Origin of the sequence: Helicobacter pylori (assembly GCF_003637665.1) — a bacterium.
Classification (GTDB): domain Bacteria; phylum Campylobacterota; class Campylobacteria; order Campylobacterales; family Helicobacteraceae; genus Helicobacter; species Helicobacter pylori_CK.
On the sequence record NZ_MVWR01000004.1, the window covers coordinates 52,492 to 79,038 of the forward strand.

Below are 26,547 nucleotides of genomic sequence, written 5' to 3' on the forward strand. Positions count from 1 at the left end.
CTCTAAGGATCGCTTATGGTGAATGTGTTTTTCAAACAGCAAAAATTCGTCATTAAAAAACGCTTTAATGATTTTAATGGCTTTGATATAGAAGAAAATGAAGTTTTATGGTTTGAATTAATCAACCCTACGCCCAATGAATTAGCCACTCTAAGCCAAGAATACGCTATCCACTACAACACGGATCATTCCCAACGAGTCTCATCAGTTACCAAATACTGGGAAGACAGCTCCAGCGTTACGATCAACGCTTTTTTCACCAACCAGGATGAAAATGAGACTTTCCACACGGAAATGGCGACCTTTATTTTGTCTAATAACATTCTTTTCACGATTTATTACGGGACTTTAGAAATCTTTGATTCTATCCAAAAAAAGGTTTTGGCTAGCCCTAAAAAATTTGAAGACGGGTTTGATATTCTAACTAAAATCTTTGAAGTGTATTTTGAAAAAGGGGTGGAATGTTTAGAGTGGATCAACAAACAAACGAGCCTGTTGCGCAAAAACATCATTTTCAAAGAAACTTCTACGCATGATGATATTTTAGTGCGCTTGTCCAATTTGCAAGAATTTAATGTGGCTTTAAGGGATTCTTTTTTTGACAAACGGCGCATTATCACCGCTTTATTAAGGAGCAATAAAGTGGATAGCGATACTAAAAATAATTTAAATATCATTTTAACCGATTTTAGCTCTTTGGTGGAGTCTACAACGGTCAATCTCAACTCGCTTGATAACATTCAAAACCTGTTCGCTTCTCAAGTCAATGTGGAGCAAAATAAAATCATCAAACTCTTCACGGTGGCGACCATGGCGATGATGCCCCCCACATTGATCGGCACGATTTATGGCATGAATTTTAAATTCATGCCGGAGTTAGAATGGCAATACGGGTATCTTTTTGCGCTGATTGTCATGGCGATTTCTACGATTTTGCCTGTGCTCTATTTTAAAAAGAAAGGCTGGTTGTAGCCTTTCATGGAATTTTTATCCTCACTATTAGACGCTCTTTCTACACCGCATGGCATAGTCTCCTTGGCTACGCTCACGCTTTTAGAGATCGTTCTAGGGATTGATAATATCATTTTTATCACGGTGATGGTCTATAAACTCCCCAAACACCAGCAAAATAAGGCCATGATTTTAGGCTTGGGCTTAGCGATGATCGCTCGTATAGGGCTTTTAGGGAGCTTGTTTTTCATCAGCCATTTGCAAAAGCCTTTATTCACTATAGCGGGCATGAGCTTTTCATGGCGTGATGTGGTGTTGTTTGTAGGGGGGGTGTTTTTGGCTTTTAAAGCGTTAGTGGAACTAAAAGAGCAGATCTACCCTAAAGAAAAACGCCAAGAAAAAGCATTTGGCTTTTCCATCACTTTAATAGAAATCATGTTTTTAGACATTGTCTTTTCTTTAGACTCCGTGATCACGGCTATTGGGATCGCTAAACACCTAGAAGTCATGGCGCTTGCTATTATTTTATCCGTAATCGTGATGATGTTTTTTTCCAAAATCGTTGGCAATTTTATTGAAAAGCACTACCGCATCAAAACTTTAGCCTTTGTTTTTTTGCTCGTTGTGGGCGTGTTTTTGTTTTTAGAAGGCTTGCATTTGCATGTTGATAAAAATTATTTGTATGCGGGTATTGGTTTTGCCTTACTTATAGAATGCTTGAATATCTTCATAGAAAAGAAAATGAAAAAAAGCTAGGTTTTTTAAGATTGAATGAATGGTTTATAAAAGGTTTTGCGTTTTTTTGAGCGTGAACAACTAATTTTAATCAAAATTCATAAGTGCATAAGGGCATTTCGCAACGAAACCCCCTTAAAAAGAGGGTTTGTGCTACCTAGTAAGCAAAAACATAATTGAGATACACGCTATAGAGCCTTCTGTATTCTAGTTTAGCGCCCATGAAAGAATAATAGTTGGTGTTAATGGTAGGGATCTTCACGCCCAATTCCATGCCATGCTGAGCGGCATGATCGCTGTCTTTTTTCTTAGGTCTGGCGAGATTCATTCTCAAGCCTAAGTTGAATAAAAATTGGAAGTTAGAGGTGCTGACTTTAGCGTTATAAATGCCATTCATCATGGTCAAATTCACTTGTTGGGAATTAAGCCACGAAGTCCCCGCTAACGCAAAGCCTCCAAAAAGCCCTACAGAAAGCTTGTTGTTCTTGCCTAAGAAATTGGTGTTTTTATCGTTGATGAAGTTATAAAGAGCGTCCATGCCCACGCCATAAGTCCACACATCAGAGGCGGAGTTGAAGAAGCTGGATTTAATAAACGCATGGTTGTAGTCAAAAAAGCCGTAATACCTTAACCCGCACCTTCTTTTTTGGCCAAAGAATTGTTTGTAACCCACCTGAATACCGATCCCATTCATCGCGCCGTTATTGGTTTGAGAACTGATCATGCCAAAGCGCCTGAAAGGGTTTTTGCCTAGTTCTTGCGTGATGGTTTGGAGCTGGTTGTATTTGTTGGTATCCAAAGAATAAGTGAGCAAACCTTCTGGGGAATTAGGGTTTTGAGTGGAATGCGTCATATTTTGAAGTGGCTTAGCATTAGGCAAGTGAGAGATACCATTATTAATCGCTGTAGAGTCTTTATTCAGGGTATTAAGGGCTTCTTTAAAATTCAAAATGGTTTGAGCCAAAGCTTTCTCTTGATTGACCTGATTGCCGTAATAAGCGGTGTGTTGCACCAAAGAGTTTAAAGTTTCTTTCACAAATGCGCAACCTGAACCGTAAGTGTTGTCATTAATCACGCCAGCCGATCCTGCGGTGCATTCTTCTAGATCTTGTTGGATAGGCCCTTGAATGCTGTGGAAATTGTTCGCTACTTGTTGGGCTAGGCTTAAAATCTCTGCTTGAGCGTTAGCTCTGTTGAGCATTTCTTGAGCGAATTGTGTGTCTTTAGAAGTGTAGGGGTTGAAATTGTCTGGCTGCGTGATTTGGGTGTTTTCATTAGCGTTGAGTTGTTTGGTTTTTTCTAGGGCGGTTTGAGCATTTTTAATCATCTCATTAATAGCGTTAAAACTATCGCCAAAAATATCCATCACAGTCCCAGTCTTACCGCCAAACCCCCATGCCCCACCGCCACCATTCACATGCGGGTTTTGAGTGGTAAGGACATTGATGATAGTAGCGGCTTGTTGCAAAAGGTTTTCAGCGTCATTGACGCTGCTAATTTTTAGCTGAATTGGGATTGAAGATCCGCCTGAATAATAATTGCCGCTTCCATCTTGATAAGTGTATTCTGTTGTAGGGTTTCTTGTGAAAGTTTGATTGATGCTGACTACCATTTTTTTGGATCCATTCAAGGCAGGCATACCGCCCCCTTGACTTTGGTTTAGAGCGGTTTGGATAGTTTGATAAGCGGTGTTGAGAACTTGGTATTCACTACTAGATAGAATGCCATTAGGCCCTACATTGCTCGCTCCATTGCAATTGGTGGTGGTCGTTCCGCTACCGGTGTTGTAGCTGTAGTTTGGCGTGTTATCAAATGTTCTAACGCCTCCATTCTCTAAATGTTCTGGGCCAAGATTAGGGCCAGGGCCACAGCTAATGCCAAAGGCTATGACTTGCCACATGCCCACAGCGGCATTGAGCGCTAAAGCCACAGCTTGATAGGCCGGGGAAGTGGTGGTGCCGCTAGTGAGATTGATCGCGCTTGAGCTTAAATTATTGATCGCACCGGTGATCGCGCTAGGCGTGCTGGCTAGATTGACTAGCGAATTTAAGTAGTTGTATTGGTTTAGAAGGTTGTTGAGTTGTTCAACCCTATTCTCAAGGTTTTGTATCGCTCCGGTATTTTTAACCATTTGAGCGGCTTCACCGATTTGATAGCCCACGCTCGTATAAAAGCCATCGTCTTCAGCCCTTGATAGCGAAGCTATGAGAGAAAGGGAGAGTAAGAGAGCCTTTTTGATTTTCATGTTTTCTCCTTTTACATAGATTTTTCTTTAAAAAAAGAAACTTCGTATTGTAAGCAATAAATGGAAATTTATGACTAATTTTAGCTCTAAATTTGAGAGATTTTGTTTTTTTTTTTGTAAATTGCGGAAAATGGGGGGTTCTAAGGCTAATCGCCTTTAAAAGAAAGACTGATTAGTCTTCTTTCAAGCTATAAGCGATAGGGATTTTCAAATGCACGGTTTCTTCTGGTTTAGGGAATAAATGCGCTGCGCTTTTAATGGCTTCTAAAGCCGCATGGTTTAAAATATCCGTCGTGTTGCTTTTGACAACCTTAATGTCTGTAACGCTCCCGTCAGGATTGATGACAAAACTCACCAACACTTCGCCCTCAATGCCTCTAATCTGTGCCATTTTGGGGTAGCGGTTTTTAGAAGAAATAGCGGTTTGGATCTTCATTAAAAATTCGTTACTCACCCCTGGGTTATAAGCTTGCGCTTCAGAAGTGGCCCCATCAGAAGTCTTGTTAGACTCTTCTTGTTTGTCTTTTTCTTTGACGATGTCTTTAGTCGTTACTTGTTTAGGAGCGCTTTTTTCTTTAGCTTCTTCCTTGGCTTCTTCTTTTTTGGGTTCTTCTTTAGGCTCTTCTTTCTTAGGTTCTTCAACTTTAGGTTCAGGTTTTGGCTTAGGCTCTGGTTTGGGTTCAGGCTTAGGTTTTGGCTTTGGTTTAGGCTTAGGCTTGGGTTTGGGTTTTGGCTTAGGCTTAGGCTTTGTTACTTCTTTTTTTGGCTCTTCTTTCTTGGGTTCTTCTTTAGGCTCTTCTTTGGGTTTAGCGGATTCGGCATTCGTCTTCACTTTAGAATTGGTGTTAATGCTGGCTAAACTCATGGTAACCTTAGTGGTCCCCGCTTGCGCTAAAGGCTCTGGGGCGTCTTCGCGCAGTAAAAAATAGCCAAACCCTATAGCGTATAGGGCAAAAGAAATTAAAAAGCTAACACTCGTTGAAACTTTACTGAGCTTGCGTGGAGATGGAGAAATTTTCATGATTATGCTCTTTTAAAATATCCATAATGCTGATAAAAGTTTCAAAACGAGAGCTTTTGTCGCTTTTTAAGTCTATAAGGGTTTTAGGGTCTGTTTGTTTGACTACAGCGCTCAAAGCTTCTAAATTCGTCGGTTTGTCATCTACGAAAATATTGTCATGCTCATCCACAGAGATGACCACCACTTTTTGATCGTTTGGCTGGGATTTTTCCGCATTTTTAGCGTTAGGGAGACTGACTTTAATCTTACCCTGCGCGATAAAAGTAGAAATGCTTAACACAATCGCTAACAAAACGAGCATAATATCAATGAAAGGGACAACATTCAGCCCATCGCCTCTTCTGATGCTTTTCATTTTTTCATGATCCTGAATTTTTCACTCAATACATCGGATTTTCTCAATAAGCTATTATAAGCGATCAAAGTGGGGATCGCCACAGCAAGCCCAAGAGCGGTCGCTTTTAAAGCTAAAGACAAGCCTACCATGATCGTTTTAGCGTCCATCCCGCCGCTCATGCCCATGTCATAGAAAATCACCATGATCCCTAAAACCGTCCCTAACAAGCCCACATAAGGCGCGTTAGAAAAAATCACATAGAGAATGGTTAGATTCTTGGTTAAATCCAAATTCAGGGCGTCTATATCATCATAAGCCTTCAAATTGACTTTGGAATAAAAAATAATCCTTTCAATCACAAACCACAAAGCTAAAAAACTCGCCACGCCAAGCACCGCAAAAATAAACACATCCACATAATCTTTCAACATTGCCATTGAAAAACCGCCCATAAAAACTCCTTGTCTATGATAAAATAATCCCCTTAAGATTAAAGCAACATGCAACACAGCCATTCTAAAGAGCATGCACTCTTTAAGAAGCATTCGTTCGCATAAATGCTCCAAAATGATAAAGGAATGTTGGTTTGTTGATTATATTGTTTTAATAATAACAAGTCAATAATGATTAAGCTAATAATTACAATCAAATTCAAACGCTCTTATGACCAACCATTTAAATCCAATCTGTATTATAATTGTTTATTTTAAATTAATTCAATCATACTAGCATGAGCGGCTTTTAACAACTCATGCCAAAAAAGGATTTTTCTCAATGGAAACACCCAACAAAGACGATTCAATCATCCGCTTTTCGGTTTCTTTACAACAAAATTTATTAGACGAATTAGACAACCGCATCATTAAAAACGGCTATTCTTCTCGCTCAGAATTAGTGCGCGACATGATCAGAGAAAAATTAGTAGAAGACAACTGGGCAGAAGACAATCCTAATGATGGGAGTAAAATCGCCGTGCTTGTGGTGATTTATGATCACCACCAAAGGGAATTGAACCAGCGCATGATAGACATTCAGCATGCCAGCGGGACGCATGTTTTATGCACCACGCACATTCACATGGATACACATAATTGTTTAGAGACGATTATTTTACAAGGCAATTCGCATGAAATCCAACGCTTGCAATTAGAAATTGGGGGGCTTAGGGGGGTTAAATTCGCTAAATTGACTAAGGCGTCTAGCTTTGAATACAATGAATAGCGTCTTAAAATACAAAGAATTAGCGCTCTATGGAGGGAGTTTTGATCCCCTGCACAAGGCTCATTTAGCCATTATTGATCAAACTTTAGAATTATTGCCATTTGCTAAGCTCGTTGTCTTACCCGCTTATCAAAACCCTTTCAAAAAGCCATGTTTTTTGGACGCACAAACCCGTTTTAAAGAATTAGAATTAGCCTTAAAAGGCATGCCTAGGGTGTTGTTGAGCGATTTTGAAATCAAGCAAAAAAGGGCTGTGCCTACGATAGAAAGCGTTTTGCATTTTCAAAAACTCTATGGCTCTAAAACGCTGTATTTAGTCATAGGAGCGGATTGCTTGAGGCATCTTTCTTCTTGGACTAACGCTAAAGAGCTTTTAAAAAGGGTGGAATTAGTGGTTTTTGAAAGGATTGGCTATGAAGAGATCCAATTTAAGGGGCGTTATTTCCCTTTAAAAGGTATTGATGCACCGATTTCTTCTAGCGCGATTAGGGCTAGTTTAGGGGTTTAAGCGTGTTTTTTAATGTGGCTATAGGCTTCTTGAATGATAGCGAAGCGTTTGGCATAAAGAGCCTTTTTTTCTTTAAGATCGCACAAATCAGGGTGGTAGGTTTTAGCCAATTCTAAATAGCGCTTTTTGACTTCGCTGAAATTTTCATGCTTGATGAAACCTAACGTTTTATAGCATTCTTTTAATTTGCGTTCAGCCAAGGTGGTGTAGCTGTCCTTGCCAAAGCCATTAGGGTAGATGAAATCTAAGCATGCGTTATGGACGATTCTATTTTCATTGAGCGTTACAATGAGTTCCCAAAAACGCTCTGAATCGCCTCTTATATGCAATTCATCTTGGGTTTCTAAAAACACATAGCCGCTAAATTTTTGGCGTAAAAAGCGCTTAGCGATAGGGTGCTTGGTGATAAAGAGCGCGTATTCTGCCCCAAAGGTTAAAACTTTCACCTCTATCTTTTCTAAAAGCGTGTTTTGAGCCATGATTTTAATGCGTATGGGCAAGTGGCTTTTTTGCAAAATTTCTTCTAAAGAATGCACGCTAATATCTTTCTCATGCGCGCATTCAAGGGCATGATAAACCCAGTTAAGCAAGTAATTTTTTTTAAAACATTCCGTATCGTTTAAAATGAGTAACGATGAAGAGAGCATGTGGCATTGGCTGAAATGCTTTTTAGCGTAGTGTAAAACTTTTTTCAATAAAGGGTGGTTGTTAGGGAGCGCGATTTGCGTGAATCTGGCTAACAATTCAATTTTGGCCATTACCCTCATTTCTCCATGCGTTTTGATGCGATCTTAAAAAATCTTTGGGTATTTTAGCATGCCAATGGTTAAAAAAAGGTGGTTATGAATGGTTTTTGCGCTAGACTACGAGCCATAACTCATAATGAAAGATACAAAAATGAAAATAGCGGTATTACTCAGTGGGGGGGTGGATAGCTCTTATAGCGCTTATAGCTTAAAAGAGCAAGGGCATGAATTAGTGGGGATTTATTTGAAACTCCATGCGAGTGAAAAAAAGCATGATTTATACATCAAAAACGCTCAAAAAGCGTGCGAGTTTTTAGGCATTCCTTTAGAGGTGTTGGATTTTCAAAAGGATTTTAAAAGCGCGGTTTATGATGAATTTATCAACGCTTATGAAGAAGGGCAAACCCCTAACCCATGCGCGTTGTGCAACCCTTTAATGAAGTTTGGGCTAGCTTTAGATCACGCTTTAAAATTAGGGTGTGAAAAGATCGCTACCGGGCATTATGCGAGAGTCAAAGAAATTGACAAAATAAGTTATATCCAAGAGGCTGTGGATAAAACTAAAGATCAGAGCTATTTTTTATACGCTTTAGAGCATGAAGTCATCGCTAAATTGGTGTTCCCTTTAGGGGATTTGTTAAAAAAGGATATTAAGCCTTTAGCCTTGAATGCGATGCCTTTTTTAGGCACTTTAGAGACTTATAAGGAATCTCAAGAAATTTGCTTTGTGGAAAAAAGCTACATTGACACTTTAAAAAAGCATGTTGAAGTGGAAAAAGAGGGCGTGGTGAAAAACTTACAAGGCGAAATCATTGGCACGCATAAGGGCTATATGCAATACACGATTGGCAAACGCAAAGGCTTCAGCATTAAGGGGGCGTTAGAACCGCATTTTGTGGTGGGGATTGACGCTAAAAAGAATGAGCTAGTCGTGGGTAAAAAAGAAGATTTAGCCACGCGTTTCCTCAAGGCTAAAAACAAATCTTTGATGAAAGATTTTAAAAATGGCGAATATTTCATCAAGGCTCGTTACAGGAGCGTGCCTGCTAAAGCGTTTGTGAGCTTGGAAGATGAGGTGATTGAAGTGGAGTTTAAAGAGCCTTTTTATGGCGTGGCTAAAGGGCAAGCTTTAGTGGTTTATAAAGATGACATCTTGCTGGGCGGGGGCGTGATCGTTTAAGGCTTTTTGTGTTTGTATCCTAGTTGATCGCTTTTTTAACTCACTCTTGCTTAAAATTTTCAAAGCTAGGGAATCCATGCGGATCTAGGCGGATATTTTTAATGGAAGCCTTTTTATCGCTCAAATCGCCATTCAAATTGGAAGGCTTTGGCGTTTTGGCATGCTGTTTGGCTAAAAGGGCTAAAACTTGGGCGTTTAACGCCATGGTTTCATTCAAAAACGCCATTTGCTCACTCAATTCGCTTAAAAATTCTATATTCAAGGTTTTTAAAGTGTGTTCGTAATTGGCTAGGATTAGAGCATGCTTTTCTTTGTTGTTTTTAGCGTTTTTTAATTCCTTATCTCGCTCTATAAGGGCGTTTTGGTAGCGTTGGTGCAATTCTTTAGCGCATGATTTTAGATTTTCTTTATCGCATAAAAAGCGCGATTTTAAAGTTTCTAGGCGTTTTTCTAGGGGTAAAAAGGTTTTTAGGGCGTCTTCTTTAGCTTGGATTTGGCTTTGAAGCTTGTTTTTAATTTTTTTCAAACGCATGGCTTTATAGGCTTGAAAATCATGGTTTATAAGAGCGTTGTATTCTAGGGTTTTGTTATGGGATTGTTGGTTATGGGCTTGGTTTTCTAAAACTTGATCGCATAAGGCGTTTAAAGCGCTCATCAAATCCAATTGCGAGAGCAAATGGGCGAGTTTAGGCTCTTTGAGCAAGAAAAGGGCGTTGTTTTGCTCTTGAACTTCTAAAGCGTTTGACGCCTCTTCTAAATTCTTAACGCCGCTCAAATAAGGGCAATGCTCTTGCAAGAAAAGCGTTTGGGATTCTTTGATTAAGCGTTCTTGTTCCATGCTCTCTTTTAAGCGTTTTTCTAAAGCTTGTAATTTTTCTAATTCTAAAGCGCTTTGTTTCAATAGCGCATCAGTGTCCATAAGGCGGATTTGGCTAGCGTTAAAAAAACGCCTTTGGCTAGTTAGGGTGCTGTTAGCCTTTTTAATTTCTTTAAGTTGATCCTGGTTATTGGAAAGCACATTTTGATAGATCCTTAAACTTTCATTGAGTTTGTAAAGCATGTCTGAAAGCTGTTCGTTAGAGCGCGAGAGCTTGGCGTTAGTTTGAGAATCAAAAGTCATCATTATCTGTGCGTTTGAAAAGGTTAGAAAAAATAAGAAAAGGCAAAAAAATCTCATGGGGTTATCTTTATTACTATAGTTTCATCGTGTTATTTTATCTAAGTTTTGGCATGCACAAAATCGTGCAAACCCATCGCTTTTAAGATAAAATAAGCGTTTTGATGCCATTTTTGGAGCGATCGTGGAATTGAGTTATTATGAAATTTTAGAAGTGGAAAAACACAGCAACCAAGAGACCATTAAAAAGTCTTACAGAAAGCTGGCTTTAAAATACCACCCAGACAGAAACGCCGGCGATAAAGAAGCCGAAGAAAAATTCAAGCTCATCAATGAAGCCTATGGGGTGTTAAGCGATGAAAAGAAACGGGCCTTATACGACAGGTATGGTAAAAAAGGCTTAAACCAAGCCGGCGCAAGCCAAGGCGATTTTTCTGATTTTTTTGAAGATTTAGGCTCGTTTTTTGAGGACGCTTTTGGGTTTGGCGCTAGGGGGAGTAGAAGGCAAAAAAGCTCTATTACGCCGGATTATTTGCAAATTATTGAATTGAGTTTCAAAGAAGCGGTTTTTGGCTGTAAAAAAACCATTAAGGTCCAATACCAGAGCGTTTGTGGAAGTTGCGAGGGCACAGGCGCTAAAGACAAAGCCCTAGAGACTTGCAAGCAATGCAATGGGCAGGGGCAGGTGTTTATGCGTCAAGGTTTTATGAGTTTTGCGCAAACTTGCGGGGCGTGTAAAGGCAAGGGCAAGATCGTTAAAACCCCATGCCAAGCGTGTAAGGGTAAAACCTACATTCTTAAAGATGAAGAAATTGATGCGATAATCCCTGAGGGCATTGATGATCAAAACCGCATGGTGCTTAAAAATAAAGGCAATGAATACGAGAAGGGAAAAAGAGGGGATTTGTATTTAGAAGCGCGAGTCAAAGAAGATGAGCATTTCAAGCGCGAAGGTTGCGATTTATTCATTAAAGCGCCGGTATTTTTCACCACTATCGCTTTAGGGCATACGATTAAAGTGCCGTCTTTAAAAGGGGACGAATTGGAATTAAAAATCCCTAGAAACGCCAGAGACAGGCAGACTTTTGTGTTTAGAAACGAGGGCGTGAAACACCCTGAAAGCTCTTATAGAGGGAGTTTGATCGTGGAATTGCAAGTGATTTACCCTAAAAGTTTGAATAAAGAACAGCAAGAATTGTTGGAAAAATTGCATGCGAGTTTTGGCTATGAGGGCGAACCGCATAAAAGCGTTTTAGAAACCTGTATTTCTAAAATTAAAGACTGGTTTAAATAAAAGGTTGTTGATGCATGATTTTCTAAAAGCCTTTAGAGACGCTTTCCCTCACACCATTTCTATCTTTTTAGGGTATTTGCTTATGGGAATGACTTTTGGAATGCTTTTAGTCCAGCATGGCTATGATTATAAAGTCGCCTTGTTCATGTCGTTATTCATCTACGCTGGGGCGGTGCAATTTGTAGCGATCACGCTTTTAAGCGCGCAAGCGAGCTTGATGAATGTCGTTATTGTGAGCTTGCTAGTGAATGCGAGACAGATTTGTTATGCGCTTTCTATGTTAGATCGATTTAAAAACACTAAATGGCGTTTGCCCTATTTAGCGCATGCACTCACAGATGAAACCTTTGCTTTATTGAATTTATACGCTCCTAAAGAGGGGGTTAGTGAAAAAGACTTTATTTTTAGCATTTCCTTACTCAACCACTCTTATTGGATTTTTGGTTCGTTGGTGGGTTCGTTGGTGGGTTCGCATTTTTCTTTTGACACTCAAGGCATGGAATTTGTGATGACAGCGATTTTTATCGTGCTGTTTATGGAGCAATACAAACGCACCACGAATCACAAAAACGCATGGCTTGGGATTATTATTGCGGTTGTTTGTTTAGCACTCTTTGGGACTGAATATTTTTTGCTCATCGCTTTGGTTTTAATGGTGCTCGCCCTCATTTTGTTTAGAAAGCAGTTAGAATGTTAATGCATTCTATACTCATTCTTTTAGTCATCATAATAACGACTTATTTCACGCGCATCTGGCCTTTTATGGTGTTTAATTCTAAAAACCCGCCTAACGACTTTGTGCGCTATTTAGGCAGGGCTTTATCATGCTCAGTGATAGGCATGCTCGTGGTTTATTGTTTTAAAGACATTCATGTTTTAAAACCCCCTTATGGGATCAATGAGATCACCGCTTTTTTGTCCGTTATCCTTTTGCACCGCATTTTTAAGGTGTTTGTTTTAAGCATCACGCTCCCTACCATTCTTTATATGGTTTTAGTCCAAAGCCATGCGTTAGAAAAAGTTTTTTTTAATCCCTAAAATTATATTTTATTCCTAGCGCTTTTAACCCTAGCGTTTTTAATCACAAAATACGCCGTAGGGATAATAAAAAGCGTTAAAACAACGCTGCTTATCATGCCCCCTAGCATGGGCGCAGCAATGGATTTCATGATCTCACTACCCGTGCCATGGCTATACATGATTGGAATGAGTGAAGCCAAAATGCTAAAAAAGGTCATCAGCTTGGGCCTTACCCTAAGCACCGCCCCATGCATGATGGCCTCTTTTAAAGCGGCGCTGTTTTGCTCTTTTAAAGGGGTTTTGATGAATTTTTGAAACGCGTCTTCTAAATAAATAATCATCACAATAGCCGTTTCGCTCGCTACCCCTAAAAGGGCTAAAAAGCCCACTAACGCCGCCACGCTCATGTTAAAGCCCATGAGATTCATAAAAATTAACCCCCCCAAAAACGCAAAAGGCAGAGTGAAAAAGCATAATAAGGAATTAATGAGATTCTTTAAAGCAAAGACAATTAAAATAAAAATGATAAACACGCTCACCGGCACGATGTATTGTAAGGTTTTAAACGCTTCTTCTAAATACTGGCTTTCGCCGCTGAATTCATAATAATACCCGTTAGGCAATTGGATTTTTTCTAGCGCTTTTTGAGCCAGTTGTCTGTAGGTATCAGAGCTGATACCATTTTGCGGCACAATATAAATAAAATTCACGTTCAAGCCCTTTTCGCTCTTTAACACCGCCGGCGAGTTGTCGTAATACACATGGGCTAATTCCCTTAAGGGCATGTAATTGTAAGCGGTTTTGATGTAGAGGTTTTTTAATTTTTCAATGGTGTTTCTTTCAGTGTCTTCTAAGCGTAAAGAAATAGGGTAGCTTTCTACGCCTTTAATCATGGTCGTGAGCGTGGCTCCGCCCAAAGCGAATTTAATCGTGTCCAATACGGCGTTTTTATTGATGCCATAACGAGCCAGATTTTCATCGTTCAAATCCAGCGTGATGTAGTAGCCGTTATTGGATCGCTCGGCAAAGACGGATAAACTCTCTTTTAGGGTTTTGAGCTGTTGCTCCATAAGGATCGCTAATTCTTGTAATTTGTCCGTATCGTTACCATAGAGCTTGATGCCTAGGGGCGTTCTAATCCCGGTTAAGAGCATGTCCGTTCTCCCACGAATGGGGTAAGTCCATGAATTGGTCAAGCCTTTTAATTGCAGGGTTTTTTCTAATTTATCCCTAACTTCTTTATAACTGAGCTTTTCTTTCCATTCGTTTTGCGGTTTTAATTCAATGTAGGTTTCTATCATGGATAAACCGGCAGCATCGGTGCTGGTGTTAGCGCGCCCCACTTTACCAAAAACTTGTTTGACAAAATCCAACCGCTTGATAGCGGCATTACTTTTTTTCAAGTATTCTAAAGCGGTATCAATGCCCACGCCGTTAATGGTTACAGGCATATACATCACTACCCCTTCATTGATTTGGGGGATAAATTCCCAATTAAGTTTTTTATACGCTACATACAAGCCCCCTAAACCTAAGACGCTCGCTATTAAAAAAGCGTATCTGAATTTAAGCACAACCTTCAAACTCACGCCATAAATTTTCATGAAAAAAGCGTTAATGGGGTTTTTAGACTCTTCTAAAATCCGCCCTTTAATGAGCCATACCATTAAAATAGGGACCATGGTGATAGAAAGCAGCGCTCCTGCTAGCATGGCAAAGGTTTTGGTGTAAGCTAAAGGGGCAAAAAGCTTTTCTTCTTGACCGGTGAGCGCAAAAATTGGCAAGAAAGAAACCACAATAATCATTAAAGCAAAAAATATCGCCCCCCCCACATGCTTAACCCCTTGCATAATGCCATTAACCCTTTGAGCGTTGTCTTTCATATCAATGTGTTGCAGATGCTTGTGAGCGTTTTCTACCATCACAATAGCCGCATCCACCATTGCCCCTATAGCGATCGCAATGCCCCCTAAACTCATGATACTCGCTTCAATATTGAAATAACGCATGAGCAAGAAACTGATGCACACGCTTAAAGGCAGAGTGATGATCACCACTAAAGCACTCCTGAAATGCAGTAAGAAAATCGCAATAATGACTAGCACAATGACGCTTTCTTCTATGAGCGTGTGGATTAAATTGTCAATGCCTTTTTCAATCAATTCGCTCCTGTCATACACGCTGGTGATTTTCACATCAGGGTTACTCGCTTGTAAGGTGGCGATTTTTTCTTTAATGGCTTTAAGCACCTTGTAAGTGTCAGCGTGATAGCGCACCATGACAATCCCGCCCACCACTTCCTTATCGCCATTGAGATTGGCAGCCCCTCGGCGTGGTTTTGGCACTAGCCTGACGCTGGCTATATCTTTGATTTTTAAAGGGATAGCCCCCTCTTTTTTAACCACAATTTCTTCTAAATCCTTCAAAGAGTGGATATAGCCATGCGATCTTATAATTTTTTCAAACCCGTTTTCTAAAATAACGCCCCCACCGGTATCGTTATTGGAATTTTTAATCGCGTTAGCGACTTGCTCTAAACTCAAGTTATAACGGATCAAAGAATCGTTTTGAAGCGTTATTTCATAATCTTTCACAAAGCCCCCCACGCTTGCGACCTCACTCACCCCATCAACCCCCAAAAGCGCATAGCGGTAATAAAAATCTTGCAAGACTTTCAAATCGCTTAAATTCTTGCTATCGCTAGATAAAGCGTATTGATACGCCCAGCCAATAGAAGTGGAATCGCTCCCTATTTCTACTTTAGCGTCCTTGGGCAGATTGCCCACTCGGTTTAATTGCTCTAAAACCCTATCTCTAGCCCAATACAAATTGACGCCGTCTTTAAAAATGATGTAAATCAGGCCGCTTTCGTAGCTAGAAATCCCCCTAACCGTGTCGATGTTAGCGATACTCATGAAAGTAGAAACTAACGGGTAAGTAACCTGCTCTTGCACGATTTTAGGGCTTTGATTGGGGTAAGTGATTTGCACGACCACTTGAGCGGGGCTTAAATCCGGCAAAGCGTCTAAACGGACGCTCTTTATCGCCCACAAAGAGGCTAAAAAAATGAGTAAAGTGACTAAAGTGGTAAGGAGTTTGTTTTTAACGCTTAAATCAATGATTTTTTCTATCATTCAATAATCCCCATTGTTTTGAGCGTCAGCGTCTAGCACGAATAAAGCGTTATTAGCGACTTCTTCGCCCGCTTTTAAACCCTCTAAAATTTCATAACTCCCATCGCTCAAGCGAACGGCTTTGATTTCTAACGGACTTAAGCCAAAATCATCTTTTTTAAACACGATAGCTTTCCCCCCCTTAATCAAAACCGCTTCTTTAGGCAAAATCTTCATTTTTTGGGGTTTTTGAAAGATTTCTACTTGAGCGAACATGTTAGGGTAATAAAGCTGTTGGGCGTTAGGCACATTGAAGCGCGCTTCTAGCATTTTGTCTTGGGGGTTTATGATAGGGTTGATGTTTTCAAGCGTGATTGCTTGCTTGCCTTTAACCCCCTCTACGAACAAGATCGCTTGATGCGTGTTTTTTAAAAACTCTAAATCCTCTTGATTGACTTTAACAAGCGCCCACAATCGGCTTAAATCTATGATCTGAAACAGCTCCTGCCCTTTTTTAATAAAACCCCCCTCATTGAGATCCGGGCTTTTTTTAAAAATAACGCCGTTGAAACGAGAGTAAATAGTGATTTCATTTTGAACCTTGTGGCTGCTGATGATTTTTTCAATGCTAAAGTTTTCTAGCCCTAGTAGTTTTAATTTTTCTTTAATCGCTCCCACTTGCTGGTTGAATTTCAATGACGATAACAGCTCGCTTTGAACGCCCGCTAATTCAGGGGAATACACGCTCAATAACCTATCGCCCTTTTTAATGGGGGTATAGGTTTTATTCGCATAAAGTTTTTCCACATAGCCATCAAAACGCAGGGTTTGAGAAAAAATCAGCGCTTCATTAGGCTCTAAAATCGCGTAATAGCGCCGGCTTTGGGCGAATTCTTTTTCTATGACCTTAGTGGTGGAAAAATTAAAATGCGTTTGGCTTTTAGTTTCTTTAGTTTTTTTAGTCTCTTGAGTCTCTTTAATTTCTTGAGCGTTAGCGCATGAGAGGCTAAAAAAGAGGGCCAAGGCTAACAATAAAAGCCGTTTCATTCTAATCCTTTGAGGTTTTGTAAGGACAAATAAGCGCTATTTAGAGCGCTTAAGGTTTCAAGCTGGGTGATTTGAATAGTGATTTTGTCATTCAAGGCGTTGTAATAAGCGTTGTAATCGCCATTAGTTTTCAAATCAAGCGCATAAATTTGCGCGATTTTTTCATTCTGTTTTACAATTTTATTGATCGATTCTAGGTTTTTTTGCAAGGTTTCTAATTTTTTAAGGAGTTTTAGGGCTAGGTGGCGCGTTTTGTTTTTGGTGTTTTCCACTTCGCTTTTAAACACCAAGCTTTCTTTTTTCTTTTGCTCCACCAATTTAGCCTGCTTGCCATAAAGGGGCAAAGGGATAGACAAAGCGACGCTAAACATGTCGTAGTTATAGTATTGTTTGGAGCGGAAATAATACACCCCAGTAACGTTTATGTCTTCTAAAAAGCTTTTTTTAGCCAAAGTGATGTCTTTTTGCGCTTTTTCTTCATCAATCCTAGCGATCGCAATATCGTAATTAGTGGCGCTAATGTTATACAGCTCTTGTTCATTATTAAATTCAAAATTTTTAGGGGCGATGCTTAAAATCTCATCTTCCTTAAAAGTCAATTCACCCATGGAATAATGGCTGCTAGAGAGCGCTTCTTCTAAATTGTTTTTTTTGATTTCTAATTGTGATTTTAAAATTTCTAACTTGGCGATCGCTATTAAATCGGGCGAACTGGAATGGTTGGCTTGATAGAGGGTATTTTCTAAATTTTTAATCGCTGTGTTTAAAAGTTCTATTTCTTTTTGATTTTTATAATTTTCAATGCCGCTTATCATTAAATTGATCGCTAATTGTTGCTTGGTTTTTTTAAGCTCTAAGATCTTTTTTTGTTTTTCTAAGTCAATCATTCTAGATTGCGTGAGTCTTTTACCATTTAAATCCACTTTTTGAGACAAGCCCAAGCTCATGTTTTGCATTAAGGTGCTATCTAGTCTGAAAAAGTCGCTCACATTAGCGTTGTTATAGCCTAAATACAAAATAGGGTTATCCCATTTGCTGATAACTTTAGCTTGAGAATTTAAAGCGTCAATTTGCTCTTGCAAAGCTTGTATTTTTTGATTTTTAGAAAGGTATTTAGCCACAAAAGTTTGGATCTCTAAATCTTTAGCCAAACCCAAACTAAAAAGCAGTAACAAAGCTGTTAGAAGGCGTATTGAAACGCCTCTTTTATCAAACGCGCTTATAAAAGATAGCATGCGCTTATAAATCCAAGCTTGTTTTAGCGCGATAAACTTTACCTTCTTTGGATTTAATATCCACCCTAACTTGCCATGTCCCATTCATAGAAAGATTGGTTTTAGCTTCATAAAGGCCGTTTTTTTCACTCACTTGCGCCATTTCTTTCATCGCTGGCATGCCAGGCATTTCAGGCATCATAAACTGCACCCTAACGATAGCTTTTTCTAAAGCCTTACCTTTTAAAGTGGGGCTAAGCACAAAAGTGTTATCGCCTTTAATGGGGTTGCCCACGGATTTGATTTTTACTTCCAAGTCATTAGCTTTTAGGGTTTGCTCCCATGCGTTTAAGCTCATAACCCCCAACGCGCTTATTAAAAATAAAGCGGCTAACTTTTTCATCGTTTTGACCTTTAAAATAAGATAACAAGGAAGTCCTTGTTGCGGACGAATGATAACCCTCTTTTGTGTAAAAATTGTGGAAATGGTTTTTAAAAAATTAAGGTTTTTAAGTAGAAGGTATAAAAGTTTATGCTATTTTTTTAAGGTTTTAAAATCAAATTTCAAAGGATTAGCATGCAATTTAGAATCGAACATGACACGATGGGCGAAATCAAAGTAAATGATAACCAATACTGGGGGGCTCAAACGCAACGCAGTCTTGAAAACTTTAAGATCGGCACTGAAAAAATGCCTAAAGAACTCATTGGCGCGTTTGCCAAACTCAAAAGGAGTTTGGCGGTAGTTAACCACAAGTTGGGGAAATTGAGCTTGGAAAAATCGCAAGCCATTATCAAGGCATGCGATTGTATTTTAAAAGGCGAGTTGTGCGGCGAATTCCCGTTGGCGATATGGCAAACAGGGAGCGGGACTCAAACGAACATGAACCTCAATGAAGTCATTGCCAATAAGGCTACCGAAATTTTAGGGGGTAATTTTAGGGAGAAAAAACTCATCCACCCTAACGATGATGTGAACATGTCTCAAAGCTCCAATGACACTTTCCCTACCGCAATGCACGTTGTGAGCGTGCTAGAAATCACGCGCAAACTACTGCCTAGTTTAGAAAATCTGTTAAAAACCTTTAAAGACAAAAGCCAGCAATTTAAAGAGATTGTCAAAATCGGGCGTACGCATTTACAAGACGCTACGCCTTTAACTTTGGGGCAAGAATTTAGCGGGTATGCGAGCATGTTAGAGCATTCTAAACAACAAATTTTAGAGAGTTTGGAGCATTTAAGGGAATTAGCCATAGGCGGGACTGCCGTAGGCACAGGGCTAAACGCTCATAAGGAATTGAGCGAAAAAGTGGCTGAAGAATTGAGCCAGTTTAGCGGCGTGAAATTCATCTCTGCGCCCAATAAATTCCACGCGCTCACTAGCCATGACGCTATCGCTTATGCGCATGGGGCTTTTAAGGCTTTAGCGGCGAATTTAATGAAAATCGCTAACGATATTAGATGGCTTGCGAGCGGGCCGCGCTGTGGTTTGGGCGAGCTTAATATCCCTGAAAACGAGCCGGGCAGTTCTATTATGCCCGGTAAAGTCAATCCCACGCAATGCGAAGCGATGACAATGGTGGCCGTGCAAGTGATGGGGAATGATACCGCTATTGGCATTGCGGCCAGTCAGGGCAATTTTGAATTGAACGTGTTCAAACCGGTGATCATTTATAACTTCTTGCAAAGTTTAAGGCTATTGAGCGACAGCATGGAAAGTTTCAATATCCATTGCGCAAGCGGTATTGAGCCTAATAAAGAAAAAATTGATTATTACTTGCACCATTCTTTAATGCTAGTAACCGCCCTTAACCCGCATGTAGGCTATGAAAACGCCGCTAAAATCGCTAAAAACGCCCACAAAAAAGGCATTTCTTTAAAAGAAAGCGCGGTGGAATTGAAACTCTTGAGCGCTGAAGATTTTGATCAATTCGTGGTGCCTGAAAAGATGATCGGGCCTAAGGCTTGAAAGTCTTAGGCGTGCGAGATGAAACCTGAAAAAACCACTCATTTGGTTGGGTATCAATGACTCTAGGCATTGATGAAGCGGGTAGGGGGTGTTTGGCCGGGTCGCTTTTTGTGGCTGGGGTGGTGTGCGATAACCAAACAGCGGTAGAGTTTTTAGGCATGGGCTTAAAAGACAGCAAGAAGCTCAGCCAAAAAAAGCGCTTTTTCTTAGAAGAGAAAATCAAATCGCATGATGAGGTGGGTTTTTTTGTGGTTAAAAAAAGCGCGAATGAAATTGATAGCTTAGGCTTAGGGGCGTGTTTGAAATTCGCTATTCAAGAAATTTTAAAAAATGCTTGCTCTTTAGCCAACGAAATAAAGATAGATGGCAACACGGCGTTTGGCTTCAATAAACGCTATCCTAATTTGCAAACGATCATCAAGGGCGATGAGAAAATCGCTCAAATCGCTATGGCGTCTGTTTTGGCAAAAACTTCCAAAGATAGGGAAATGCTAGGATTGCACGCTTTGTTTAAAGAATACGGCTGGGATAAGAATTGCGGGTATGGGACTAAAAAACATATAGAAGCGATTAACAAACTAGGGGCTACGCCCTTTCACAGGCATAGCTTCACGCTTAAAAACCGCTCGCTTTTTAAACCATTAGATATGGAATAACGCCTTGTTTAGAATGGCGCTGAGGTTGGTAGCGCTCGCTGAAGAAAGACTGATGCGTTTGGCTTTAAAGTAAGCGATGAGATCTTCAGGCTGAATGAAAGGGAATTGCACCATAACATACACACGATGGCTGATGGTATCCACATACCTTTTAGCCAAAATGGATTTAGATGTTAAAAAATCAACAAGCCCAAATAAATGGCTGATAACGTTATTTTTAACTTGAAGCGCTTTAACAATGCGATTGCGCATTTTTGTAGTGATTAAAACGCTTTCTAAAGTGCTGTAAGCGTTCATTCTAGCCCTTAAAAAAGCCACTTTTTCAGCGTTCCCTTCAGGGGATAATTTGTCATCATAGGGAATATAGTTGGAATAAAAATCGTTTCTTTTACCGGAAATAGAAGCCGATCCGACATATTGATTGGGCGGGTTCTTTCCGTTAAAAAGATTGACTTTAAGCCAACTAGGATAGTCTGCGATGTTTTGCAAACTCTCAGCATGCACTGCTTGAGTGAAAAGGCTTAGGGACAAAAAGGTGCAAAGACTTAATTTTGTCAATGTTTTCATTATAGCTTCCTTTCTAAATATTTAAAATTCCCTACGCTTTTAGGGTAGGTTGGTATTTCTCAAAAAAGCGAAATACTAGGATAGCTTATAGTGGGTTAGCTTAAGAAAACATAAAAAATATAATAATAATTCGTAAAAATGAGTAATAATAAGTATATAAGTATATAAGTATATAAGTATATAATAACTATTATACCAAAATAGATTGAATATCCAAAGAAAAATCAATGAAATTAAGGTGTTTGTAAGAAGGATTATCCGCTAAAGCGGGGGCGTTGACGGAAACGACAATAATGTTAAAAAACCCATGCTCATTGCACCACAAAAGCTGTTTTTCTAAAAAATGGGGCGTGGGGAAAGCGTGGGCGATGAGGGCGAGCTTGTTGGTGGAATTTTCGCGCAAGATAAAAATCCCATTGTCATGGGAGTAAAGCTCGTAATTTGGGAATTGCTTGTAAAGCTCTAAAAAAACCATGTTTTCAAAAACGCTTAAAAGCGAGGGGTTAGGAGTCAGGCTATAAGGCAAGGCAAAATCGCACAAATACAATTTGGTTTTATGGCTTTCAAAATTAGGGACTAAAAAAAGGACTCGTTGTTGTTCTAGCGTGTGTAAAAGTTTATAGAGGGTGTCTTTAGAGATTTTAAGCTCTTTTTTGAGTTGCGTATAAAGGTAAAAAACGCTCATAAACTTGGATTGATACGAGCAGATTTTAGCCATTAAGGGGGCGTGAGCTTGAAAGATTGATTTAATATTTTCTTGTTTTTTTAGGATTTTTTCTGGTTCATTCCCTATAAAAAGTGCATCTAAAGCGTTGCCCTCTTTTAAAAAGCGGTTAAACAGAGCGCTTTTAGGGGTGTTGGGCTTGAAAAAGCGGCTGTATTCTTTAAAACTCAACCCCAACGCATAGCGCAGGCTAAAATCGGGCGGTATGATAGGGCTTAAAAGGCTAGGGATAAGAATGATTTGAGAAAGCTTTGGCAGGCTAAAATCCAAGCGATCCATATTGTCTAAAATGAGTGAGTCCATTTTCTTTTCTAAATGCCATTTTAAAAGCCAAGAGCTTAAGATATTTTTATTCAAACGCATGTCGTTGTAATTGATATACACAGGGTTTTTAAAATTTTTCGCTAGTTTGAGCGCGAAAGTGGTTTTACCGGATTTCATCGGCCCTAAAAGACAGATTTTATCGCTTGAAGGTGGGCTTGAAAGCGGGTTGCTTAAAGCCGGCTCTTTAGGGGTTTCAAAAGGCCCAAAAGGGTGCAAGCAAGAAAGGGGCATGAACTTCCTTTTAAGGGAATGGAATGGGATAAGCATAGCGCATTTTCTTTATATTTCCTTATAAAAAGGAAGTAAAAATCCTTAAAAAGCGCCTAAAAAGGGTAAAATCTATTGACTAAAGGGTGCATTTTGAGTAGTATTTCAGTTTTTATTTTATTGTTTTATTCTGTTTTAGCAATGAATGAAACGAGTTCTTTTAGGAGAGTTTATGGAAAAAATCAGGTTGAAGCTCAAAGCTTATGACCATAGAGTGTTGGATCGATCTGTTGTGGCTATCGTGGAGGCCGTAAAGCGTTCAGGTTCTGAAATTAGAGGGCCTATCCCTTTACCGACTAAGAATAAGCGTTACACCGTTTTACGCTCCCCGCATGTCAATAAGGATTCAAGAGAGCAGTTTGAGATTAGGGTTTATAGCCGGTTGATTGATATTATCTCGGCCACCCCAGAAACCGTGGATAGCTTGATGAAGTTGGATTTAGCTCCTGAAGTGGATGTAGAAGTAACTTCTATGGAAACGAAGTAGTCCTAACGCATTGAGATAATAAAATAAGGGTTAGATATGGAATTTTTAGTTCAAAAGATAGGCATGAGCCGCACCATTGATGCTAACAGCACGCCTGTAACCTTGCTTAAAGTTTTGCAAGCGAAGGTGTGCCAGCTAGAAAACGGGAAAGCTTTAGTGGCCTATGCGATGCATAAAAAACACAATAAGGCGATTGAAGGCCAGCAAAAGAAATACCAACTCAGCAAAGAGTTCAACCATTTCGCTACCTTAAAAGCTTCCCAACAACAAGAGTTGGGCGATTTGGATTTGAGCGCTTTAGAAACGCTTAAAAGGGTTAAAGCGAGCTTTAAAACGAAAGGAAGAGGCTTTGCGGGGGTGATGAAGCGTTGGAATTTCCAAGGTGGGCCTGCAGCGCATGGGAGCCGATTCCACCGCCGCCCTGGTTCTATTGGTAATAGAGAATGGCCAGGAAGAGTGCAAAAGGGTAGGAAAATGGCAGGGCATTATGGCAATGAGCTAGTTACTTGCCAAAACGAGGTGCTCTCTTTTGATAAAGAAAGTATGGTGTTAGTGCTAAAGGGTTCAGTGGCCGGCTTTTCTGGGGCTTATGGACGCATTAGAGCGGTATAAAACCATACATTGAATATAATATAAAGGGTTTGATATGAGTAAGGCCATCGTTTTAGACAGCCATTTGAAAGAAAAGGGTAGCGTGGAGTTACCTAAAAGATATGAGAGTATTAACAGCCATAACCTCTATCTTTACGTGAAACATTATTTATCTTCTGCGCGCGCTAATACCGCTAAAAGTAAAAACCGCGCTGAAGTGAGCGGGGGCGGTAGGAAGCCTTGGGCACAAAAAGGGGGCGGGAGAGCCAGAGCAGGGAGTATCACTTCGCCTGTGTTTGTCGGTGGGGGTGTCTCTCATGGGGCTACAAATAACCGCAATTACAACCTTAAAATCAACAAAAAACAAAAGCGCTTGGCTTTAGAATACGCTTTAGAAGAAAAAGCGCAAGCGAACAAGCTTTTTGTGGTGGAAAAAATCGCTATACAAGGCGTGGTTGAAGACAATAAAAGAAAGCATTTGACTAAAGAAGCCAACCAAATGTTTCAGGCTTTAGAGCAACGAGACACTTTGTTTGTGTGCATGAACATGGACGAATACACCGAGTTAGCCTTTAGCAACCTTAAAAAATGCCTTATTGTTGATGTGAGCGAGTTAAACGCTTATCTTTTGGCGGCGTTTAGCTCTGTGGTGATGGAAGAAGCGGCGTTTCAGCATGCGGTGCAAGATAAGACAGAGGAGTAAAAAATGGCAGACATCATGGATATAAAGTCAATTCTTTACACTGAAAAGTCATTAGGATTGCAAGAAAAAGGTGTTTTAGTGGTTCAAACGGCTCAAAATGTAACCAAAAACCAGCTCAAAGAAGTGTTTAAAACTTACTTTGGCTTTGAGCCTTTGAAAATCAATTCTTTGAAACAAGAAGGTAAGGTGAAACGCTTTAGAGGGAAGCTTGGACAAAGAAAGTCGTTTAAGAAATTTTATGTGAAAGTTCCAGAGGGCGCTAGCATTGCCGCCCTTGGTGCGTAGAAAGGAGAAAGCGTTATGGCGATTAAAACTTATAAGCCCTACACCCCAAGCAGACGCTTCATGTCGGTGTTGGACTCTAAAGACATTACCGCAAAAAGCAGTGTCAAAGGCTTACTCACTAAGCTTAAAGCGACAGCAGGGAGGAACAATAATGGGCGCATCACCAGCCGCCACAAAGAAAGAGGGGCTAAAAAACTCTATCGCATTATTGATTTCAAGCGCAACAAATACAACATTGAAGGGAAAGTGGTTGCGATTGAGTATGATCCTTACAGAAACGCGCGCATCGCTCTTGTAGTCTATCCTGATGGGGACAAACGCTATATTTTACAGCCAAGCGGTTTGAAAGTGGGCGATAGCGTTATCGCTGCTGAAGGCGGTTTGGATATTAAAGTGGGCTTTGCGATGAAGTTGAAAAATATCCCTATAGGAACGGTGGTGCATAATATTGAAATGCATCCAGGGGCTGGCGGGCAATTAGCCAGAAGCGCAGGAATGAGCGCTCAAATCATGGGTAGGGAAAATAAATACACTATCCTTAGAATGCCAAGCTCTGAAATGCGCTATATTCTAAGCGAATGCATGGCGAGTGTTGGCGTGGTAGGGAATGAAGATTTTATCAATGTCTCTATCGGTAAGGCAGGGCGTAACCGCCACAGAGGGATTCGCCCACAAACTCGTGGTAGCGCGATGAACCCCGTGGATCACCCGCATGGTGGGGGTGAGGGTAAAACAGGGACAAGCGGTCATCCTGTATCGCCTTGGGGCACTCCAGCTAAGGGCTATAAAACTAGAAAGAAAAAAGCTAGCGACAAGCTCATCATTTCCAGAAAGAAACATAAATAAAGGGTTAAAGAATGTCTAGGTCAATTAAAAAGGGTCCTTTTATAGACGACCACTTGATAAAAAAAACGCTCAAGGCAAAAGAGGGTAAGGATAACCGCCCAATTAAAACATGGTCTAGAAGAAGCACCATTTTGCCTGAAATGATTGGTTTTACTTATAATGTGCATAACGGAAGGGTTTTTGTCCCTGTGTATATCACAGAAAACCATGTGGGTTATAAGTTAGGGGAATTCGCTCCTACAAGAACTTTTAAAGGGCACAAAGGCAGTGTCCAAAAAAAGATTGGCAAGTAAGGGGGTAGAATGAGCAAAGCGTTATTAAAATTTGTGCGGTTATCTCCTACTAAAGCCAGATTGATTGCAAGACAGATTCAAGGCATGAACGCTGAATTAGCGATCGCTAGTTTAGAATTTACGCCCAATAAAGCGGCTAGAGTGCTTTCAAAAGTGGTAGCTTCTGCGGTCGCTAACGGCTCTTTAGACGCCAAGAGCGCTTTAATTGTTTCTTGCAGAGTGGATGCTGGCCCTGTGCTTAGGCGCTCCATTCCAAGGGCTAAAGGCAGAGCCACAGCCATTAGAAAGCCAACATCTCATGTATTCGTAGAAGTAGCAGAAGGGAAAGAAATGAAATCTTCTAAAAGCCATAAAAAAAATCAAGCAGAAGGTAAGTAGGGCATGGGACAAAAAGTTAATCCGGTAGGTTTAAGATTAGGCATTAATAGGAATTGGACTTCCAGATGGTTCCCTAGCGCTCGCACCGCTCCAAGCAATATTGATGAAGACAATAAGATTAGGAAATTCCTTAAAAAAGAGCTTTATTATGCTGGCGTGAGCGAGATTGTGATTGAAAGAGCGGCTAAAAAACTGCGCGTTACGGTCGTAGCAGCTCGCCCGGGTCTTATTATTGGTAAAAAAGGCGTGGATATTGAAAAGGTCAAAGAAGGCTTAAAAACGCTCATCAAAAAAGAAGTCTCCATTAATATTAAAGAAGTCAAACGCCCCCAAGCTGACGCCCAATTAGCCGCAGAAAATGTAGCCACCCAACTAGAAAAAAGGGTCGCTTTCCGCCGTGCGATGAAAAAAGTCATGCAAGCGGCGTTAAAATCCGGCGCTAAAGGGATTAAGGTGCGCGTTTCTGGCCGTTTAGCAGGGGCTGAAATCGCTCGCACCGAATGGTATATGGAAGGGTGCGTACCTTTACACACCTTAAGGGCTAAGATTGATTACGGCTTTGCTGAAGCGATGACGGTATATGGTATTATTGGCGTGAAAGTGTGGATTTTCAAAGGGGAAGTTTTGCAAAAAGGCATCCAATTTGAGAAAAAAGAAGAGGCTAAAGAAGAAAGAGAGCCTAGAAGAAGCAGAAGAGGGAGGCAATAA

30 protein-coding genes are annotated in these 26,547 nt (G+C 40.3%); 18 read left to right on the forward strand and 12 right to left on the reverse strand.

Annotated features, from left to right (window positions below):
- Nucleotides 1-15 precede the first annotated feature (15 nt).
- Together corA and EAL49_RS04130 are read left to right on the forward strand one after the other, a co-directional pair.
- Entirely contained in the window at nt 16-972 is a 957-nt protein-coding gene (gene corA / locus EAL49_RS04125) for a magnesium/cobalt transporter CorA (protein ID WP_000248511.1), read from the forward strand.
- 6 nt (nt 973-978) lie between these two features.
- Complete coding sequence (locus tag EAL49_RS04130) at nt 979-1,707, forward strand: TerC family protein (RefSeq protein ID WP_120829131.1); 729 nt, start codon at nt 979-981, stop codon at nt 1,705-1,707.
- Nucleotides 1,708-1,843: 136 nt separating this feature from the next.
- Here the strand turns inward: EAL49_RS04130 and sabA are convergent, their stop codons facing one another.
- From sabA to exbB, 4 genes are all read right to left on the reverse strand, one after another.
- The gene (gene sabA / locus EAL49_RS04135; RefSeq protein WP_205586094.1) at nt 1,844-3,931 is read right to left on the reverse strand and encodes a Hop family adhesin SabA/HopD; all 2,088 of its coding nucleotides are present in this window, start codon (nt 3,929-3,931) and stop codon (nt 1,844-1,846) included.
- A 172-nt stretch (nt 3,932-4,103) separates the two neighbouring features.
- A complete protein-coding gene (locus tag EAL49_RS04145) occupies nt 4,104-4,952 on the reverse strand; it encodes an energy transducer TonB family protein (RefSeq protein WP_120829134.1) in 849 nt (282 codons plus the stop codon).
- The gene (gene exbD, locus EAL49_RS04150; RefSeq protein WP_000836356.1) at nt 4,918-5,307 is read right to left on the reverse strand and encodes a TonB system transport protein ExbD; all 390 of its coding nucleotides are present in this window, start codon (nt 5,305-5,307) and stop codon (nt 4,918-4,920) included. Before exbD ends, EAL49_RS04145 begins: the two co-directional genes overlap by 35 nt.
- On the reverse strand, nt 5,304-5,741 hold the full coding sequence (gene exbB / locus EAL49_RS04155) for a TonB-system energizer ExbB (protein WP_000508548.1): 438 nt from the start codon (nt 5,739-5,741) through the stop codon (nt 5,304-5,306). The genes exbD and exbB overlap by 4 nt, the downstream gene beginning before the upstream one ends.
- 322 nt (nt 5,742-6,063) lie before the next feature.
- On the opposite strand from exbB, the gene nikR reads away from it, so the two are divergent.
- Both nikR and nadD read left to right on the forward strand, forming a co-directional pair.
- Nucleotides 6,064-6,510 carry a nickel-responsive transcriptional regulator NikR gene (gene nikR / locus EAL49_RS04160; RefSeq protein ID WP_120829138.1) on the forward strand — a complete coding sequence of 149 codons (447 nt, stop codon included), beginning with the start codon at nt 6,064-6,066 and terminating at the stop codon, nt 6,508-6,510.
- Nucleotides 6,503-7,018 (forward strand): nicotinate (nicotinamide) nucleotide adenylyltransferase, encoded by a 516-nt coding sequence (gene nadD, locus EAL49_RS04165; RefSeq protein ID WP_162973105.1) that lies wholly within the window; start codon nt 6,503-6,505, stop codon nt 7,016-7,018. Before nikR ends, nadD begins: the two co-directional genes overlap by 8 nt.
- On the opposite strand, the gene EAL49_RS04170 is transcribed toward nadD, so the two are convergent.
- The gene (locus EAL49_RS04170; RefSeq protein ID WP_120829141.1) at nt 7,015-7,776 is read right to left on the reverse strand and encodes a J domain-containing protein; all 762 of its coding nucleotides are present in this window, start codon (nt 7,774-7,776) and stop codon (nt 7,015-7,017) included. The two genes, nadD and EAL49_RS04170, sit on opposite strands and share 4 nt — an antisense overlap.
- Nucleotides 7,777-7,915: 139 nt before the next feature.
- Between EAL49_RS04170 and mnmA the strand changes: the two genes are divergently transcribed.
- Nucleotides 7,916-8,944, forward strand: a complete 1,029-nt coding sequence (mnmA, locus tag EAL49_RS04175) for a tRNA 2-thiouridine(34) synthase MnmA (protein ID WP_120829143.1) — start codon at nt 7,916-7,918, stop codon at nt 8,942-8,944.
- A gap of 40 nt (nt 8,945-8,984) precedes the next feature.
- Here mnmA and EAL49_RS04180 read toward each other — a convergent pair whose 3' ends face one another.
- Nucleotides 8,985-10,121: a hypothetical protein gene (locus tag EAL49_RS04180; RefSeq protein WP_120829144.1), complete on the reverse strand. Its 1,137-nt coding sequence runs from the start codon at nt 10,119-10,121 to the stop codon at nt 8,985-8,987.
- A 124-nt stretch (nt 10,122-10,245) separates the two neighbouring features.
- Here EAL49_RS04180 and dnaJ point away from each other — a divergent pair, with 124 nt between their 5' ends.
- Genes dnaJ through EAL49_RS04195 form a run of 3 tightly spaced genes read left to right on the forward strand, consistent with a single transcriptional unit; the run spans nt 10,246 to nt 12,393 of the window.
- Nucleotides 10,246-11,355, forward strand: a complete 1,110-nt coding sequence (gene dnaJ, locus EAL49_RS04185; protein ID WP_120829145.1) for a molecular chaperone DnaJ — start codon at nt 10,246-10,248, stop codon at nt 11,353-11,355.
- A 10-nt stretch (nt 11,356-11,365) separates the two neighbouring features.
- Nucleotides 11,366-12,052, forward strand: coding sequence for an azaleucine resistance protein AzlC (azlC, locus tag EAL49_RS04190; protein ID WP_120829147.1), 687 nt, complete (start codon nt 11,366-11,368; stop codon nt 12,050-12,052).
- Complete coding sequence (locus tag EAL49_RS04195) at nt 12,046-12,393, forward strand: branched-chain amino acid transporter permease (RefSeq protein ID WP_120829150.1); 348 nt, start codon at nt 12,046-12,048, stop codon at nt 12,391-12,393. Before azlC ends, EAL49_RS04195 begins: the two co-directional genes overlap by 7 nt.
- A gap of 2 nt (nt 12,394-12,395) precedes the next feature.
- Here the strand turns inward: EAL49_RS04195 and EAL49_RS04200 are convergent, their stop codons facing one another.
- Genes EAL49_RS04200 through crdA form a run of 4 tightly spaced genes read right to left on the reverse strand, consistent with a single transcriptional unit; the run spans nt 12,396 to nt 18,152 of the window.
- The gene (locus EAL49_RS04200) at nt 12,396-15,509 is read right to left on the reverse strand and encodes an efflux RND transporter permease subunit (RefSeq protein ID WP_120829152.1); all 3,114 of its coding nucleotides are present in this window, start codon (nt 15,507-15,509) and stop codon (nt 12,396-12,398) included.
- Entirely contained in the window at nt 15,510-16,535 is a 1,026-nt protein-coding gene (locus EAL49_RS04205; RefSeq protein WP_120829154.1) for an efflux RND transporter periplasmic adaptor subunit, read from the reverse strand.
- Complete coding sequence (gene crdB / locus EAL49_RS04210) at nt 16,532-17,770, reverse strand: copper resistance outer membrane protein CrdB (protein WP_120829156.1); 1,239 nt, start codon at nt 17,768-17,770, stop codon at nt 16,532-16,534. The genes EAL49_RS04205 and crdB overlap by 4 nt, the downstream gene beginning before the upstream one ends.
- Nucleotides 17,771-17,774: 4 nt before the next feature.
- Complete coding sequence (crdA, locus tag EAL49_RS04215; RefSeq protein ID WP_000731575.1) at nt 17,775-18,152, reverse strand: copper resistance determinant CrdA; 378 nt, start codon at nt 18,150-18,152, stop codon at nt 17,775-17,777.
- Nucleotides 18,153-18,326: 174 nt separating this feature from the next.
- On the opposite strand from crdA, the gene fumC reads away from it, so the two are divergent.
- Together fumC and EAL49_RS04230 are read left to right on the forward strand one after the other, a co-directional pair.
- Nucleotides 18,327-19,718 (forward strand): class II fumarate hydratase, encoded by a 1,392-nt coding sequence (gene fumC, locus EAL49_RS04225; RefSeq protein WP_120829158.1) that lies wholly within the window; start codon nt 18,327-18,329, stop codon nt 19,716-19,718.
- 56 nt (nt 19,719-19,774) lie between these two features.
- The gene (locus EAL49_RS04230; RefSeq protein ID WP_120829160.1) at nt 19,775-20,374 is read left to right on the forward strand and encodes a ribonuclease HII; all 600 of its coding nucleotides are present in this window, start codon (nt 19,775-19,777) and stop codon (nt 20,372-20,374) included.
- Here EAL49_RS04230 and EAL49_RS04235 read toward each other — a convergent pair.
- A complete protein-coding gene (locus tag EAL49_RS04235; RefSeq protein WP_120829163.1) occupies nt 20,360-20,941 on the reverse strand; it encodes a hypothetical protein in 582 nt (193 codons plus the stop codon). The two genes, EAL49_RS04230 and EAL49_RS04235, sit on opposite strands and share 15 nt — an antisense overlap.
- Nucleotides 20,942-21,131: 190 nt before the next feature.
- Complete coding sequence (locus tag EAL49_RS04240; RefSeq protein ID WP_120829165.1) at nt 21,132-22,220, reverse strand: ATP-binding protein; 1,089 nt, start codon at nt 22,218-22,220, stop codon at nt 21,132-21,134.
- Between the two features lie 208 nt (nt 22,221-22,428).
- On the opposite strand from EAL49_RS04240, the gene rpsJ reads away from it, so the two are divergent.
- The 8 genes from rpsJ to rpsC are packed head-to-tail and all read left to right on the forward strand — an operon-like array spanning nt 22,429 to nt 26,547.
- Complete coding sequence (rpsJ, locus tag EAL49_RS04245) at nt 22,429-22,743, forward strand: 30S ribosomal protein S10 (RefSeq protein WP_000411561.1); 315 nt, start codon at nt 22,429-22,431, stop codon at nt 22,741-22,743.
- A 36-nt stretch (nt 22,744-22,779) separates the two neighbouring features.
- On the forward strand, nt 22,780-23,355 hold the full coding sequence (gene rplC / locus EAL49_RS04250; protein WP_000395323.1) for a 50S ribosomal protein L3: 576 nt from the start codon (nt 22,780-22,782) through the stop codon (nt 23,353-23,355).
- A gap of 34 nt (nt 23,356-23,389) precedes the next feature.
- Complete coding sequence (rplD, locus tag EAL49_RS04255; RefSeq protein WP_120829167.1) at nt 23,390-24,037, forward strand: 50S ribosomal protein L4; 648 nt, start codon at nt 23,390-23,392, stop codon at nt 24,035-24,037.
- A gap of 3 nt (nt 24,038-24,040) precedes the next feature.
- Nucleotides 24,041-24,322, forward strand: coding sequence for a 50S ribosomal protein L23 (locus EAL49_RS04260; protein WP_000763613.1), 282 nt, complete (start codon nt 24,041-24,043; stop codon nt 24,320-24,322).
- Between the two features lie 15 nt (nt 24,323-24,337).
- Nucleotides 24,338-25,168 carry a 50S ribosomal protein L2 gene (gene rplB, locus EAL49_RS04265; RefSeq protein WP_000985821.1) on the forward strand — a complete coding sequence of 277 codons (831 nt, stop codon included), beginning with the start codon at nt 24,338-24,340 and terminating at the stop codon, nt 25,166-25,168.
- Nucleotides 25,169-25,179: 11 nt separating this feature from the next.
- On the forward strand, nt 25,180-25,461 hold the full coding sequence (gene rpsS / locus EAL49_RS04270; protein ID WP_033620656.1) for a 30S ribosomal protein S19: 282 nt from the start codon (nt 25,180-25,182) through the stop codon (nt 25,459-25,461).
- A 9-nt stretch (nt 25,462-25,470) separates the two neighbouring features.
- Nucleotides 25,471-25,839, forward strand: a complete 369-nt coding sequence (gene rplV / locus EAL49_RS04275) for a 50S ribosomal protein L22 (protein WP_000030349.1) — start codon at nt 25,471-25,473, stop codon at nt 25,837-25,839.
- A 3-nt stretch (nt 25,840-25,842) separates the two neighbouring features.
- Nucleotides 25,843-26,547: a 30S ribosomal protein S3 gene (rpsC, locus tag EAL49_RS04280; protein WP_120829169.1), complete on the forward strand. Its 705-nt coding sequence runs from the start codon at nt 25,843-25,845 to the stop codon at nt 26,545-26,547.

Excerpts from the sequence above, each read along its gene's own strand:
- corA (WP_000248511.1), top strand. The coding sequence starts at position 16 with ATGGTGAATGTGTTTTTCAAACAGCAAAAATTCGTCATTAAAAAACGC.
- EAL49_RS04130 (WP_120829131.1), top strand. The coding sequence starts at position 979 with ATGGAATTTTTATCCTCACTATTAGACGCTCTTTCTACACCGCATGGC.
- sabA (WP_205586094.1), bottom strand. The coding sequence starts at position 3,931 with ATGAAAATCAAAAAGGCTCTCTTACTCTCCCTTTCTCTCATAGCTTCG.
- EAL49_RS04145 (WP_120829134.1), bottom strand. The coding sequence starts at position 4,952 with ATGAAAATTTCTCCATCTCCACGCAAGCTCAGTAAAGTTTCAACGAGT.
- exbD (WP_000836356.1), bottom strand. The coding sequence starts at position 5,307 with ATGAAAAGCATCAGAAGAGGCGATGGGCTGAATGTTGTCCCTTTCATT.
- exbB (WP_000508548.1), bottom strand. The coding sequence starts at position 5,741 with ATGGGCGGTTTTTCAATGGCAATGTTGAAAGATTATGTGGATGTGTTT.
- nikR (WP_120829138.1), top strand. The coding sequence starts at position 6,064 with ATGGAAACACCCAACAAAGACGATTCAATCATCCGCTTTTCGGTTTCT.
- nadD (WP_162973105.1), top strand. The coding sequence starts at position 6,503 with ATGAATAGCGTCTTAAAATACAAAGAATTAGCGCTCTATGGAGGGAGT.
- EAL49_RS04170 (WP_120829141.1), bottom strand. The coding sequence starts at position 7,776 with ATGGCCAAAATTGAATTGTTAGCCAGATTCACGCAAATCGCGCTCCCT.
- mnmA (WP_120829143.1), top strand. The coding sequence starts at position 7,916 with ATGAAAATAGCGGTATTACTCAGTGGGGGGGTGGATAGCTCTTATAGC.
- EAL49_RS04180 (WP_120829144.1), bottom strand. The coding sequence starts at position 10,121 with ATGAGATTTTTTTGCCTTTTCTTATTTTTTCTAACCTTTTCAAACGCA.
- azlC (WP_120829147.1), top strand. The coding sequence starts at position 11,366 with ATGCATGATTTTCTAAAAGCCTTTAGAGACGCTTTCCCTCACACCATT.
- EAL49_RS04195 (WP_120829150.1), top strand. The coding sequence starts at position 12,046 with ATGTTAATGCATTCTATACTCATTCTTTTAGTCATCATAATAACGACT.
- EAL49_RS04200 (WP_120829152.1), bottom strand. The coding sequence starts at position 15,509 with ATGATAGAAAAAATCATTGATTTAAGCGTTAAAAACAAACTCCTTACC.
- EAL49_RS04205 (WP_120829154.1), bottom strand. The coding sequence starts at position 16,535 with ATGAAACGGCTTTTATTGTTAGCCTTGGCCCTCTTTTTTAGCCTCTCA.
- crdB (WP_120829156.1), bottom strand. The coding sequence starts at position 17,770 with ATGCTATCTTTTATAAGCGCGTTTGATAAAAGAGGCGTTTCAATACGC.
- crdA (WP_000731575.1), bottom strand. The coding sequence starts at position 18,152 with ATGAAAAAGTTAGCCGCTTTATTTTTAATAAGCGCGTTGGGGGTTATG.
- fumC (WP_120829158.1), top strand. The coding sequence starts at position 18,327 with ATGCAATTTAGAATCGAACATGACACGATGGGCGAAATCAAAGTAAAT.
- EAL49_RS04230 (WP_120829160.1), top strand. The coding sequence starts at position 19,775 with ATGACTCTAGGCATTGATGAAGCGGGTAGGGGGTGTTTGGCCGGGTCG.
- EAL49_RS04235 (WP_120829163.1), bottom strand. The coding sequence starts at position 20,941 with ATGAAAACATTGACAAAATTAAGTCTTTGCACCTTTTTGTCCCTAAGC.
- EAL49_RS04240 (WP_120829165.1), bottom strand. The coding sequence starts at position 22,220 with ATGCCCCTTTCTTGCTTGCACCCTTTTGGGCCTTTTGAAACCCCTAAA.
- rpsJ (WP_000411561.1), top strand. The coding sequence starts at position 22,429 with ATGGAAAAAATCAGGTTGAAGCTCAAAGCTTATGACCATAGAGTGTTG.
- rplC (WP_000395323.1), top strand. The coding sequence starts at position 22,780 with ATGGAATTTTTAGTTCAAAAGATAGGCATGAGCCGCACCATTGATGCT.
- rplD (WP_120829167.1), top strand. The coding sequence starts at position 23,390 with ATGAGTAAGGCCATCGTTTTAGACAGCCATTTGAAAGAAAAGGGTAGC.
- EAL49_RS04260 (WP_000763613.1), top strand. The coding sequence starts at position 24,041 with ATGGCAGACATCATGGATATAAAGTCAATTCTTTACACTGAAAAGTCA.
- rplB (WP_000985821.1), top strand. The coding sequence starts at position 24,338 with ATGGCGATTAAAACTTATAAGCCCTACACCCCAAGCAGACGCTTCATG.
- rpsS (WP_033620656.1), top strand. The coding sequence starts at position 25,180 with ATGTCTAGGTCAATTAAAAAGGGTCCTTTTATAGACGACCACTTGATA.
- rplV (WP_000030349.1), top strand. The coding sequence starts at position 25,471 with ATGAGCAAAGCGTTATTAAAATTTGTGCGGTTATCTCCTACTAAAGCC.
- rpsC (WP_120829169.1), top strand. The coding sequence starts at position 25,843 with ATGGGACAAAAAGTTAATCCGGTAGGTTTAAGATTAGGCATTAATAGG.